Source organism: Streptomyces sp. NPDC002889, assembly GCF_042888425.1.
Classification (GTDB): Bacteria; Actinomycetota; Actinomycetes; order Streptomycetales; family Streptomycetaceae; genus Streptomyces.
Genome location: NZ_JBIAPT010000008.1, coordinates 115,133 through 127,926, shown reverse-complemented (window position 1 = coordinate 127,926; position 12,794 = coordinate 115,133). Strand labels below are relative to the sequence as shown.

Genomic DNA, 12,794 nt, shown 5'->3' with positions numbered 1-12,794 from the left:
CTCAACGGGCATGATTTTCAATCGGGTGGACAGGCGAAAACTGTGCCCAACTGGGGATAACCCCCAGTCCCCCAGAACGCCACCGAGGAGGAGGATCCCGTGACCCGCATGGACAGCGTGCGCGCCGCGACCGATACGGCGAGGGAAAGCGTGCTGCACGCCGCGGAAGTGGTGGCGCCCTACGCCGGCACGGCCAAGGACCAAGCCGCCCATTACGCGAACGAGGCGCGCGTGAGGATCGCGCCAACAGTCTCCCGGGCTGCTCAGCAGGCCCGTGTCCAGTACGGCGCACGTGTTGCGCCGCATGTGCCGCCGAAGGTCGACGAGGCTGCTCACCGGGCTGCGGTACAGGCCCGTAAGGCCGCTCGTCAGGCGGCTGAATACACCGTTCCGCGTATCGAGCACGCGGTTGCCGTCGCCAAGCCCGTGGGGGACGAGGCCGCGGCCCGTTCAGCTGCCGCTCTGGCCGCGCTGCGCGGACAGGTGACGGCGAAGGAGATTCAGAAGCTGGTGCGCAAGCACAAGCGGCGCTCCGCCGCCGGACACGTCGCCAAGGCCCTCGCGGGCTTCGCCGTACTGGCCGGCGCGGCTTTCGCCGCCTGGAAGTGGTGGGACAAGCAGGCAAACCCCGACTGGCTGGTCGAGCCGCCCGCCGCGACGGAGGTCTCCGACCGTGCCGCGCTGTCGTCCCTCGACGGCAGTCCCCAGTCCGGTCTCGACCCGGACGTCCAGGCGAAGCAGGACGACGCAGAGGCGAGGGATCGCGACGACCGTCGCTGACCGTGTGCCCTGCCCGTGGTCGACGGCGCCGGGAGTGCTGAACGCTCCCGGCGCTTCACGCCGCGGTCGTGTACGCGGCGCGTGCGGCGGGGACGGCGGTGCCCACACGGTGCACGGGCTGCGCGAAGAGCGCGGTACGGCCTGCGCGGGCGGCACGCTTGGAGCCCGTGTCCGCGGCGGCCGCGGCAGGGGCGGAGTCGGCTGCGGCAGGCGCGAAGATGTCCGTGGCGTCGGCTTCGAGCGCGGGCAGATGGCGGGGGGCGGGCGAGGAGCCATGGGCCTCGGCGCCGATGCGCTGCTTGATGGTGGGCGGCAGCGACCGGTCGCGTGCCGTTGGCAGCCGGCGGGTACTCGGCCTTCCGCGCTGCGCCGGCACGCCGCCCCGGGCAGCCTGCGGACGGGCCTTGACCGGCTCGTCGGGCGTCCGGACCGCGGGCTGCGCCGCGGCGGGGGCGGCGGTGGTGAGCCCCACCGAGGCAAGCAGGGCGAAGAACGCGGTGATGAACGCGTTCCACAGATTCCTGACCTTGAAGGCGGCCATAACCCCTCACTTTCGGGTTGAGCGCTTTACATACCTTCCTCATGATGTGTACGCATCTCGAGAAGTGCGGGAGCGACGCCGTCGCTGTGCAGTTCTTCTGATCAACACCACCCGGACGGTCCAACCCGGAGCGCGAGCGAGCCCTGAAGGCTGTATGGGGCCTGTGCTCGCGCCGGTCGGACAGACGAAAAGGGCGCTCCGATCTGTTCCTCACAGATCGGAGCGCCCTTGGTGCTGTGGAGCCTAGGGGAGTCGAACCCCTGACATCTGCCATGCAAAGACAGCGCTCTACCAACTGAGCTAAGGCCCCGGGATGGGTGGACACGACCGAGAAGAAACGCGCCTCGGCCACCGCCGCGAACCAGAGTACCGGGTCACCCCCGTGATCCTGCAAAAGGATTGGGACTCCGGTTGGGACTCCCCGTCGGCGACCACGCTCCGTAAGATGCACGACAAGGTTCGCAGCAGCGAAGCCGCTTGGGGAAGCGATGGGGAGACGCAATGGACGCAGCGCAGCAGGAAACGACCGCAAGAGCCAGAGAACTGCAGCGCAGCTGGTACGGGGAGCCCCTCGGCGCCCTCTTCCGCCGACTCATCGACGACCTGGGACTGAACCAGGCGAGGCTCGCTGCCGTACTCGGCCTTTCCGCCCCGATGCTCTCCCAACTGATGAGCGGCCAGCGCGCCAAGATCGGCAATCCGGCGGTGGTCCAGCGGGTCCAGGCGCTGCAGGAGCTGGCAAGTCAGGTCGCCGACGGCAGCGTCAGCGCCGTCGAGGCCACCGGCCGGATGGACGAGATCAAGAAGTCGCAGGGCGGCTCCGTCCTCACGGGCACCAGCCAGTCCACGAGCAGCTCGGGTGCACCGACGGTGCGCCGCGTGGTGCGTGAGATCCAGTCGCTGCTGCGCTCGGTGTCGGCGGCAGGCGACATCATCGATGCGGCGGACTCCCTCGCCCCGAGCCACCCGGAGCTGGCAGAGTTCCTCCGGGTGTACGGTGCCGGGCGCACGGCCGACGCGGTCGCCCACTACGAGTCGCACCAGAGCTGACCGAGGCAGACGCCTCCACGAGGAATCCGGGAGCTGGCGCAGCACAATGGGTGAGGTCTTCGCTGGTCGGTATGAACTGATCGACCCGATCGGACGCGGTGGAGTGGGCGCGGTCTGGCGTGCCTGGGACCACCGGCGTCGCCGGTATGTGGCGGCGAAAGTGCTGCAGCAGAGCGATGCGCACACCCTGCTGCGCTTCGTCCGCGAACAGGCACTGCGCATCGATCACCCTCATGTCCTGGCGCCGGCCAGCTGGGCAGCGGACGACGACAAGGTGCTGTTCACCATGGATCTGGTGAACGGCGGGTCGCTGGCGCACGTCATCGGCGACTACGGTCCGCTGCCTCCCCGGTTCGTGTGCACCTTGCTCGATCAGCTGTTGTCCGGACTTGCCGCGGTGCACGCGGAGGGGGTCGTGCACCGCGACATCAAGCCGGCCAACATCCTGATGGACGCCACCGGAAGGGGTCGGCCGCATCTGCGGGTATCCGACTTCGGGATCTCCATGCGCAAGGGTGAGCCGCGCCTGACCGAGACCAACTATGTGGTGGGCACGCCCGGTTACTTCGCGCCTGAGCAGATGCTGGGCGCGGAGCCGGACTTCACCGCCGATCTGTTCGCGGTCGGCCTGGTCGGGCTCTATCTGCTCGAGGGCAAGAAGCCGGATTCCCGTGCCCTGGTCGAGCACTTCGCCGACCACGGCACACCTGCCGCCCCCCAGGGCGTACCGGAGCCGTTGTGGCAGGTGCTGGCCGGCCTGCTGCAGCCCGACCCGCAGGCACGGTTCAAGACCGCGACAGGGGCGCGCAAGGCGCTCACGGCAGCGGTCGAGATGCTTCCCGACCTCACGCTCGACGAGGAGCCCGTCGAGATCTTCGACCAACTCGGCCCGCTTCCCGGCGGTTTCGGCCCGAACGGCCCCGAGCAGGCCGCGACCGGGCGCGAGCAGGCCGCGCCCGCCCAGCCGCTGCCGCTGCCGCCGTCGGAGACCGGCAGCTTCCATCTGGCCCCGCCGCCGCAGCAGCCGGCCGTGCGGCAGCAGCCCGCACAGCAGAGCCATGCGGCGCAGCCGGCCACTCCACCCCCCGTGCCGCTCCCGGCGGAGCCCACGCCGACCCCGGCTCCCGCTTCTGCCCCCGTACCCACGCATCCCGCTTCCCCCCATCACGCAGCGGTGCCCGGGCAGCCCTCCTATGTGCCTGGCGCCCCGGCGCCGTACGAACAGCCTTCTCCTCTTGCTTACACCGCTCAGGGTCCGCAGGTTCCACGCGCCGCCGTACAAAAGCGGCCGGGACCGCCCCCGAAGGTCGCGGTCCCGGTCCTGCTCGTCGCACTGCTGTGTTTCGCGGTGGGCATCTGGGCCCTGACCCAGTCCTGAGCCACAGCCGCCGTGCTCCGGGCCTACTGGGCCGGCGGTGGTCCGTACGGCCCCGGCCCATAGCCCTGGCTGCGGGCCTGGTCCTGATGCGGCCCCTGGACCGGCGGGTAGCCGTATCCCGGCTGCGCCGGCCCCGGGCCGTACGCCGGCGTCATGTCCTGTGCGTAGCCCTGTCCGTACCCCTGCGCCTGCGCGGGGAACGGAGCCGGTTCCACGAACGCCGGCGTTCGCCGCCGGGCGAGCAGCACCCAGGCCCCGAGCCCCAGGATCAGCACGGCCCCAGCACCGATCCCGGCCGCGGCCACCAGCTTCATCGTGTCGCTCTTCGCCGCCTCCGGCGCACTCCTGCCGCTGTCGGCCGCCTCCCGGTCTTCCCCGGTGACCTGGAAGTCCCCGGCCGGCCCGGCGTACTGGGGCCCTGACTTCGCCTCACCTTCGACATTGACCCGCAGGGTCAGGTGGAGCGGCTTCTTGCCGTACTCCTCTGCGATCTCCGGGCTGAGCGTCACCGACAGGTAGTACCAGCCGGCGAAGCGCATGGCGCTGGTGGAGTCGTTGGAGTCGTAGCGGTTCTCGTACGCCACAGGCGGCAGCGGCTCGAGCGCGATGGACTTCTGCTTGCCGTCGTAGAACACACTCGACTCGTCGTCGACGAACCCGCGCGCCGGATTGTGCAGGGCGAGCACAAAGGCGTTGCTGACGCTGCCGCTCGCGTCGCCCGTCGGGCTGGTGCCGAGGTCGGCGCTGGCGAACAACTGCTGGCCCCAGTTCACCGGCACCCGGTAGAAGAGCGTCCGGCCGGGCGCGATCTCGTCCTGCCACTCGCCCTCCTTGAGACTGGTGGCGTCAAGGAAGCTGGTACCGCCGTGACGCTTCTGCGGGCCGCCCGCCGGCGCCGCTGGCGACGCGGACGGCCAGTTCTCGGGTGCCTGGGTGCCCGCGCCCGTCTTCAGCCCCGGCTCGGAGGCGAAGCGGATCTCCACGTCCCACGGCTCGGGCGTGGATGTGGGGTCACTGGTCCGCTGCAGGAGCACGTAGTAGGCGCCTGCCTCCTGACAGTTGGTGTTCTTCGGGTCGATCCTGCGCCCGGCGTAAGCCGCGACCGGCCGGGGGTAGGTGGCGGAGCCGAACATGGCGTCATGGCTCGAGCACTTGGTACCCGAGCGGTCCTCGATGCTCACCTCGAGCTTGTCCGGGTAGGCGACTTTGGTGCCCAGCTTGGGTACGGCCACCGCCGAGACGTACGCGTTGGACTTGGCGTCGAGATCGATGCGGTAGTAGCGCTTCTCGTCCGGCTTGATCGTGTCCCTGTAGGTCGACCCGGCCTCGAGCGGGGGCCCGTCGCTGTTGACCGCCGTGCCCCGGACGCTCTTCGCCTCACTGTCGAAGGTGTACGGGTTGGGTTCCCCCGCCGCCGACGCCTGCCCGGCCAGCACCGCCACCGCGCACACCGCCGCCAGTCCGGCCAGCATCACCCGGCCCCTGCCGCGCTGCCTGTTCACGCGCCTCTCCCTGTGTTCGATGTACCTGTCGGGTAGCCGGACGGACCTGTCGCCGCCGTCGTCCTGCGCCGTGCCAGTACGAACACCACGGCCGCGAGGAGTACCGCCCCGCCGCCCACGGCCCCTGCGATCACGACGCCGGACCATCCTGCCCCGTCGGCCGCTTTGCTGTCTGCGCCCGTGGGCGAATCGCCCTTCTTGTCTGCCAGGCCCGCCGCTCCCTCGTCGTCGCGTTCCCCGAGCGTGGGGGCGTCGTGCTGGGGACCGGCCAGTTCGGTGCCCAGCACGGCCACCCGAAGCACCACGCCGATCCGCGGGTTCTCGGCGATCTCGGCGGCCTTGGCGCCCAGGGTGACGGCGATGTAGAAGCCGCCCTTGGTGTGCACGGGGATGACGTTCGGGTGGGACTCGTGGCGATTGGTCCAGGCGACGGGAACCGTGCCCATCTTCAGCGCCATGGGGCGCCCGTTGTAGATGGTCTGCGGGTTGAACTCGCCGGTGCCGCCGCCGACCGGCGCGCGCGCGGGCGTGAACACCTGGGTGGCTCCGTAGGACCACACCGAGGACGCGCCCTGGACAGTCGGCTCGTTGGCGAACTCCACGTCGTAGCGCAGCTGCTGTCCCCAGCCGACCGGGACCTTGTACCAGAGGGTCTGCGACGGCAGGAGCCTGTCCCGCCACACGCCCTGTCCGATCTGCTTGGCATCGTTGAAGCCCGTACCGCCGGTCACGTCCTGTGGATTGCCGGTCGGCAGTGCGGCGTCCTTGTCGCCCTTGCCGTACTCGGGCTGCGACTGGGCCGGCGTGACCCCCGTGGCCAGTGGCTCCTCGACGCCGTACATCAGCTCCAGCGGCCAGCGCGCCGCGTCCGAACCCGGCTTGGACTCGCGCTCGACGACCAGCCAGTAGCGGCCCGCCTTGTCGCAGCCGCCGCTGCCCTTGGGGCTCGGAATGCGGGCAACCGCTGAGGTCAGGGGGGTGGCGCCCTCCTCCTGGAAGAAGTGCTCGCTGCTGGACTCACAGGCGCTGCCGGTGCCGTACGTGATCTTCGTACGCAGCGCGTCGAGGGTGTCGACCGCCGCCCCGGGATGCGGCACGGCCGTCGCCGAGAAGTCCACCGTCGACGTCCCGTCCAGGTCGACGGCGTAGTACCGCTTCTCACCGGGACCGATGGTGTCCAGGTACTGCCCCGGCGTGAGCGCGGGCGCGGCATCACGGGTCGGCGTGCCCTCGACCGGCTTGCCGCGGAAGCGGTAACCGTCCGCGGACAGCTGCGCCGAACGCTGCAGCTGCCGGGCCAGCGCCTTGGCGTCGGGGGCGTCGTAGTAGCGGCCGTTGCCGGCCCGCGCGATGCACTCCAGCTGCTGCCGGGCAGCCCCGCGCACCTGGAAGCCGACGGTGTCGATCCGCAGCCCGATGCCGTCCTTGGCGAGTTGCCCCGCGACCTCGCAGGGCTGTGGTCCACCGGAGCCGGCGCAGTTGTCGTCCCCGTCGGAGACCAGCAGGATCGTACGGGCGCCGATCGTGCCGTCCGCGGGCTTGGGAAGGTCCTGTGCGGCCTTCTGCAGTGAGAGCCCGATGGGCGTGTCCCCCTTGGGCTGTACGGCGCCCACCGCCTGTTTCATGCCCGCCCGGTCCAGCGGCCGCACCGGCAGTGCCAAGCGGGTGTCCGTGCAGCCCTTGGGCTGGTCGGCCCCGTAGACGCGCAGTCCGGTCGGAAAGCCGCTGGGAAGCGCGTCGACGACCGTTCCCACGGCGGTACGGGCGGACTCCATCCGGGTGCGTCCCGTGCCGTCGTCGTCGGCCATGGAACCCGAGGAGTCGAGCACCATCACCAGGCCGCTTCTGCCGTCCCCGTGCGGCGCCCGTTCCCCCGGACCGGACCGCTCCGCCGCACCCGCGGTGGGCAGTGGCCCGGCCGCCAGGGTGAGCAATGCCGCTCCGATCGTTGCCGCCGTCGCACGGCGGCGCAGTCGTGCTTTCACCGTGTCCCCTCCCGTAACCCCGATGTTTGCTCTTGCAAGCTAGTGATTTGCGGGGGTGAACACAAGAAGATCACTGTCACGGTCCCGCAACAGGACCGCTCGCACCGCCGAACAGCACGCGCAAAGCCTCCCGACAGCCCTGAAGAGCACCGGGACAGCACGAAGCCCCGGCCGCTTGCGCGGCCGGGGCCCGTGATTCCAAGACTGCTGCGTCTCACACACCCGAACCTGCGGGCACGGAGTCGGTCGCCTCCGTCCACAGATCCTGCTCGGCGCGATCCGCCTGGATCTGGCGGTACACGAGGAGCCCGCCGATGGCGGCCAGTGCGACCAGGAGAAGCTTCTTCACCGCGCGACCTCGTCTTTCCTTGACGTATGAGGACTTCTGGCGCCCGACTATACACACCGACCGATACCGATCGGTGACCTGCGTACGCCCCGGGCTCCCCTCAACTCGGCCCCAGCACAAAGAGATCTGCCCGAGGGCGACATTCTGTCCGGGCCGGTCTCCGCTGCGCTGCGCACAGGGTGCCGACCCGAGCCTCGTCCTTTTCAGGTCGGCCCCCGAGCGCTGCTGCACCATGTGACCCAGCGGGTGCTCCTGCGGCTCACACCACACGGCCGTAGCGCCCTCAGCGGGACGGCCCGCATATCGAGACTCCAGGTCGCACTGTCGAACGGCACCGCGGCCCTCAGCGTCCCATGTGGTCCGCGTACAGGCCTCGTTCCGGGACCTCGACCTTCACGCCGGGGAGGATGAGCTCATCGCGCCAGAATTTGTCCAATAAGCGACAATTATGATATCAGCCGGTCCACGGATGACCCAGAGTCGGCGCTCGGGTTCCCGCCGCTGGCCGCTTATCAGGGGTCATGACCGAACCGGGCATCCGTCAGGAGAGGTCGATATGAGCACCCTGCAAGCACATCAGGACGACGCAACGGACGTGGTCAAAGATCCGACCATCAATATGAGCCTCGAGGTCATCGTCATCCCTGTGGCCGACGTCGACCGTGCCCTGCGCTTCTACAGGAGCCTGGGGTGGCGGCTCGACGCGGACTACGAAGCCGGCCCGGAGTTCCGGATCGTGCAGGTGACGCCACCGGGATCCGTGGGCTCGGTCATCTTCGGCCGCGGGGTCACCCCCGTGGCACCGGGCTCCGCCCAGGGTCTCTACCTCGTGGTCTTCGACATCGACCGAGCCCGCGCTGACCTGGTCGGCAGGGGCGTTGACGTCAGCGAGGTCTTCCACAATGTCTACGACAGCGGCGTCCAGGAGCCGGTGAACGGCCCCGACCCGGAGCGTCGCAGCTACGCCTCGTACGCCTCGTTCAGTGACCCGGACGGCAATGGGTGGTTGCTGCAAGAGGTCCAGGTGCGACTGCCCGGACGGTGACTCCGGCACGGCGGAGGAGGTTCCGCCATGAACGTCACTGCGTTGACAGAACTCTTGCGTGAGACCGCGGAGCACCACGGTCCGTACGAGGCGACGGCCCCGGAGCACAACTGGTGGGACTGGTATGCCGCGTACATGGTCGCCCGTGAGAACGGCCGGACTCCCGACGAGGCGGCCGGCGACGCCGCGCTCCACATGGAACCGCTGCTGCGCTGAAGGCCGACTGCGACGTCGTCGTCATCGGTGCAGGGCCACCGGGCGAGCGGACAGGCGGTTGACGACGTGGAGGGAGCGGAGGGAACGGACACGCCGGTGCGGACGGCCCTGGCAACGAGGCGGGTTCTCCACAACGCCCTCACCCGGGCACGGCTCGAAGCTCCTGACGCGCAACGTCGCTGAGCTGGTGGACATGCCGAAGGTGAGCAAGGGGAGGACACGCCCTGGTCGGCGTGCGAGGCGATCGAGTTCCTGCGGAAAAGCCGGATCAGTATGACGATGGACATCTGCACACACGTTGTGGATGACGATCAGCGGGAAGCGGCGGCGCTGCCGGCCGACCTCGTGGAAGATCCGCTTCTCGGCTGATGTCAGCCGGAAATGTCAAAAGCCCCCAACCTTGATCGGCTGGGGGCCTCTGTACTGGTGGGGCTAACAGGATTTGAACCTGTGGCCTCATCCTTATCAGGGATGCGCTCTAACCAACTGAGCTATAGCCCCGCCGCGCTGCGCGCTGACCTCTGAAGATTAGCGCACACGACGGGCAGCGCCAAAATCGGTAACCGCCGGCCGCTGACCGGGCCTATTCGTCCTCGGCGAGCGTGAGCTCCACACCACCGACGAAACCGGCGGAGAGGTTGTAGATGAAGGCTCCGAGGGTGGCCAGCGCTGTGGCCAGCACCACATCGATCACCGCGATGACCGACGTGAACACGAGCACCCGCGGCAGCGACAGGAACGACTGAAGGTCGAAGCCGTTGCTCTCGTTGGAGCCGGTGGCCTCGCTGATCGTGCCGCCGACCGTCGAGAAGACGCCCATCGCGTCCATGACCATCCACAGCACCGCCGCCGCGACCACTGTGCAGATGCCCAGCGCGATCGACAGCAGGAAGCTGACCTTCATCACCGACCACGGGTCGGCCTTGGCCACCCGCAGCCGCGCCTTGCGCGTACGGGGCTGAGTGCTCGCCCCGGTGCGCGGCCGACGCACGGCGGCGGCCGCCTGCTGTCCGGTCCGCTGCTGCCCGCCCTGCGTACCGCCTCCGCCCTGTGGCGTGGCGTATGCCTGCGGCGGGTGATAGGGCTGCCCCGCCTGCTGCTGCCCCGCAGGCGGGGCAGGCTGCTGCGGGGCGGGCTGCTGCCCACCGGTGTACATCTCGTACGGGGGCTGAGGCCCCCGGGTGTCCGTCACCGTAATCCCCCTGCCTTCGGCGGGGCTGCCCCCACCCTGGGAGTCCGCGGCAGAGCCACGGGCACCGTTCGCTCCCGAATCAACCGATCCGGCGCCCGTGGCTCCACTCACGCTCTACTCCTCGTGCTCCCCGGCCGAGGGCTCGTTGCCCTCGACCGTCGCCTCTACCGTCTCAACGCCGGCCTCTTCGGTCCCGTCGACCTCTACGGTCCCCTCGACCTCTTCGGCCTCACGGCCGGCCTCGGCGTTGCGAGCGATACCGACTACGGCATCGCGCTTGCCCAGGTTGATCAGTTGGACGCCCATGGTGTCACGGCCCGTCTCCCTGACTTCATTGACTCGCGTACGAATCACACCGCCACCGAGCGTGATGGCGAGGATCTCGTCGGTCTCCTCGACCACCAGCGCACCCACGAGCGAACCGCGGTCCTCCACGATCTTGGCGGCCTTGATACCGAGGCCGCCACGGCCCTGGACGCGGTAGTCGTCGACAGCGGTCCGCTTCGCGTACCCGCCGTCGGTGGCAGTGAACACGAAAGTACCGGGCCGCACCACATTCATCGAGAGGAGCTCGTCTCCTTCGCGGAAACTCATCCCCTTGACACCGGAGGTCGCACGTCCCATGGGACGCAGTGCTTCGTCCGTGGCGGTGAAGCGGATCGACTGAGCCTTCTTGCTGATGAGCAGCAGATCGTCCTCGGCCGACACCAGCTCGGCGCCGATCAGCTCGTCGTCGCTGCCGGCCTCCGTCTCCCGGAGGTTGATCGCGATGACACCGCCCGAGCGCGGGGAGTCGTAGTCCTTGAGCGAGGTCTTCTTCACCAGACCGGCCTTGGTGGCGAGGACCAGATACGGCGCGGCCTCGTAGTCGCGGATCGCGAGGATCTCGGCGATCTGCTCATCGGGCTGGAAGGCCAGCAGATTGGCGACGTGCTGGCCGCGCGCATCGCGGCCGGCGTCCGGCAGCTCGTACGCCTTGGCCCGGTAGACCCGGCCCTTGTTGGTGAAGAACAGCAGCCAGTGGTGCGTCGTGGAGACGAAGAAGTGGTCGACGATGTCGTCTTCCTTCAGCTTCGTACCGCGCACGCCCTTGCCGCCGCGCTTCTGCGAGCGGTAGTCGTCCGTCTTCGTACGCTTCACATAGCCGCCACGCGTGATGGTGACGACGATGTCCTCCTCGGCGATGAGGTCCTCGATGGACATGTCACCGTCGAAGGGCACCAGCTTGGAGCGCCGGTCGTCGCCGAACTTCTCGACGATGACGGCCAGTTCCTCGCTGACGATGCCGCGCTGCTTCTCGGGCGAGGCAAGGATCTCGTTGTACTCGTTGATCTTCGCCTGCAGCTCGTCGTGTTCCTGCACGATCTTCTGGCGCTCCAGGGCGGCCAGTCGGCGCAGCTGCATCTCGAGAATGGCGTTGGCCTGGATCTCGTCGATCTGCAGCAGGTCCATCAGGCCCCCACGCGCGACCTCGACCGTGTCACTGCGCCGGATCAGCGCGATGACCTCGTCGATCGCGTCCAGTGCCTTGAGCAGACCGCGCAGAATGTGCGCCCGCTCCTCGGCCTTGCGCAGGCGGAACTTCGTCCGCCGGACGATGACCTCGATCTGGTGCGTCACCCAGTGGCGGATGAACGCGTCCAGCGAGAGCGTGCGCGGCACACCGTCGACCAGCGCCAGCATGTTGGCGCCGAAGTTCGTCTGCAGATCGGTGTGCTTGTAGAGGTTGTTGAGGACGACCTTGGCGACGGCGTCGCGCTTGAGCACAATGACCAGACGCTGGCCGGTGCGCGAGGACGTCTCGTCGCGGACGTCGGCGATGCCGCCGATCTTGCCGTCCTTGACGAGGTCGGCGATCTTCTGCGCGAGGTTGTCCGGGTTGACCTGGTACGGAAGCTCCGTGACCACCAGGCACTGACGATTCTGGATCTCCTCGACCTCGACGACCGCGCGCATCGTGATGGAGCCGCGACCGGTGCGGTACGCCTCCTCGATGCCCTTGCGGCCCACGACCAGAGCACCGGACGGGAAGTCCGGGCCCTTGATCCGCTCGATGAGCGCGTCGAGCAGCTCCTCGTGCGAAGCGTCCGGGTGCTCCAGCGCCCACTGCGCGCCGGCCGCGACCTCGCGCAGATTGTGCGGCGGGATGTTGGTCGCCATACCGACCGCGATACCGGCCGAGCCGTTGACCAGGAGGTTCGGGAAGCGCGCCGGCAGGACCGTCGGCTCCTGGTTGCGGCCGTCGTAGTTGTCCTGGAAGTCGACGGTCTCCTCGTCGATGTCCCGGAGCATCTCCATCGACTGCGGCATCAGCTTGCACTCGGTGTACCGCATGGCGGCGGCCGGGTCGTTGCCCGGAGAGCCGAAGTTGCCGTTGGAGTCCACCAGCGGCATGCGCATCGACCACGGCTGGGCCAGCCGGACCAGGGCGTCGTAGATCGAGGAGTCGCCGTGCGGGTGGTACGTACCCATGACGTCGCCGACGACGCGGGCGCACTTGTAGAAGCCCTTCTCGGGCCGGTAGCCGCCGTCGTACATCGCGTACAGCACGCGGCGGTGGACAGGCTTGAGGCCGTCCCGTACGTCGGGCAGCGCGCGCGAGACGATGACGGACATCGCGTAGTCGAGGTAGGAGCGCTGCATCTCGGTCTCGAGCCCGACGGGCTCGATCCGCAGCTGCGGCCCTTCCTCTTCTTCGGTTTCTGTGGTGACAGGAGTGTTCTCGTCGGCCATTGCTGGTCTTCAGTCCTTTCGTG

Annotated in this window: 10 protein-coding genes, 2 tRNA genes and 1 pseudogene; 5 read left to right on the top strand and 8 right to left on the bottom strand. The window is 68.9% G+C overall.

Annotation, left to right across the window (positions count from 1 at the left end; translation table 11 throughout):
• Positions 1 to 99 precede the first annotated feature (99 nt).
• Positions 100 to 780, top strand: a complete 681-nt coding sequence (locus tag ACFYWI_RS14020) for a DUF5324 family protein (protein WP_389230424.1) — start codon at positions 100 to 102, stop codon at positions 778 to 780.
• A 208-nt stretch (positions 781 to 988) separates the two neighbouring features.
• Here the strand turns inward: ACFYWI_RS14020 and ACFYWI_RS14015 are convergent.
• Both ACFYWI_RS14015 and ACFYWI_RS14010 read right to left on the bottom strand, forming a co-directional pair.
• Positions 989 to 1,321: pseudogene (locus ACFYWI_RS14015) on the bottom strand (DUF6344 domain-containing protein); the annotation flags it as partial.
• Positions 1,322 to 1,558: 237 nt separating this feature from the next.
• Positions 1,559 to 1,631: transfer RNA gene (locus tag ACFYWI_RS14010), tRNA-Ala, on the bottom strand.
• 191 nt (positions 1,632 to 1,822) lie between these two features.
• On the opposite strand from ACFYWI_RS14010, the gene ACFYWI_RS14005 reads away from it, so the two are divergent.
• Positions 1,823 to 2,371, top strand: coding sequence for a helix-turn-helix domain-containing protein (locus ACFYWI_RS14005; protein ID WP_389230421.1), 549 nt, complete (start codon positions 1,823 to 1,825; stop codon positions 2,369 to 2,371).
• A gap of 46 nt (positions 2,372 to 2,417) precedes the next feature.
• A complete protein-coding gene (locus ACFYWI_RS14000; protein ID WP_389230418.1) occupies positions 2,418 to 3,749 on the top strand; it encodes a protein kinase in 1,332 nt (443 codons plus the stop codon).
• Positions 3,750 to 3,772: 23 nt separating this feature from the next.
• On the opposite strand, the gene ACFYWI_RS13995 is transcribed toward ACFYWI_RS14000, so the two are convergent.
• The 3 genes from ACFYWI_RS13995 to ACFYWI_RS13985 form a co-directional block, all read right to left on the bottom strand.
• Complete coding sequence (locus ACFYWI_RS13995) at positions 3,773 to 5,251, bottom strand: hypothetical protein (RefSeq protein ID WP_389230415.1); 1,479 nt, start codon at positions 5,249 to 5,251, stop codon at positions 3,773 to 3,775.
• Positions 5,248 to 7,236 (bottom strand): VWA domain-containing protein, encoded by a 1,989-nt coding sequence (locus tag ACFYWI_RS13990; protein WP_389230412.1) that lies wholly within the window; start codon positions 7,234 to 7,236, stop codon positions 5,248 to 5,250. Before ACFYWI_RS13990 ends, ACFYWI_RS13995 begins: the two co-directional genes overlap by 4 nt.
• A 214-nt stretch (positions 7,237 to 7,450) precedes the next feature.
• Positions 7,451 to 7,585, bottom strand: coding sequence for a DLW-39 family protein (locus ACFYWI_RS13985; RefSeq protein WP_003958712.1), 135 nt, complete (start codon positions 7,583 to 7,585; stop codon positions 7,451 to 7,453).
• Between the two features lie 556 nt (positions 7,586 to 8,141).
• Here ACFYWI_RS13985 and ACFYWI_RS13980 point away from each other — a divergent pair.
• Positions 8,142 to 8,630 (top strand): VOC family protein, encoded by a 489-nt coding sequence (locus ACFYWI_RS13980; RefSeq protein WP_389230409.1) that lies wholly within the window; start codon positions 8,142 to 8,144, stop codon positions 8,628 to 8,630.
• Between the two features lie 27 nt (positions 8,631 to 8,657).
• Entirely contained in the window at positions 8,658 to 8,846 is a 189-nt protein-coding gene (locus ACFYWI_RS13975) for a bleomycin resistance protein (protein ID WP_389230406.1), read from the top strand.
• A gap of 424 nt (positions 8,847 to 9,270) precedes the next feature.
• On the opposite strand, the gene ACFYWI_RS13970 is transcribed toward ACFYWI_RS13975, so the two are convergent.
• The 3 genes from ACFYWI_RS13970 to gyrA all read right to left on the bottom strand — a co-directional run bounded on the left by ACFYWI_RS13970 (position 9,271) and on the right by gyrA (position 12,771).
• A tRNA-Ile gene (locus ACFYWI_RS13970) sits at positions 9,271 to 9,347 on the bottom strand.
• Between the two features lie 82 nt (positions 9,348 to 9,429).
• A complete protein-coding gene (locus tag ACFYWI_RS13965; protein WP_389230403.1) occupies positions 9,430 to 10,038 on the bottom strand; it encodes a DUF3566 domain-containing protein in 609 nt (202 codons plus the stop codon).
• Positions 10,039 to 10,152: 114 nt separating this feature from the next.
• Entirely contained in the window at positions 10,153 to 12,771 is a 2,619-nt protein-coding gene (gyrA, locus tag ACFYWI_RS13960) for a DNA gyrase subunit A (RefSeq protein ID WP_389230400.1), read from the bottom strand.
• Between the last annotated feature and the right edge of the window lie 23 nt (positions 12,772 to 12,794).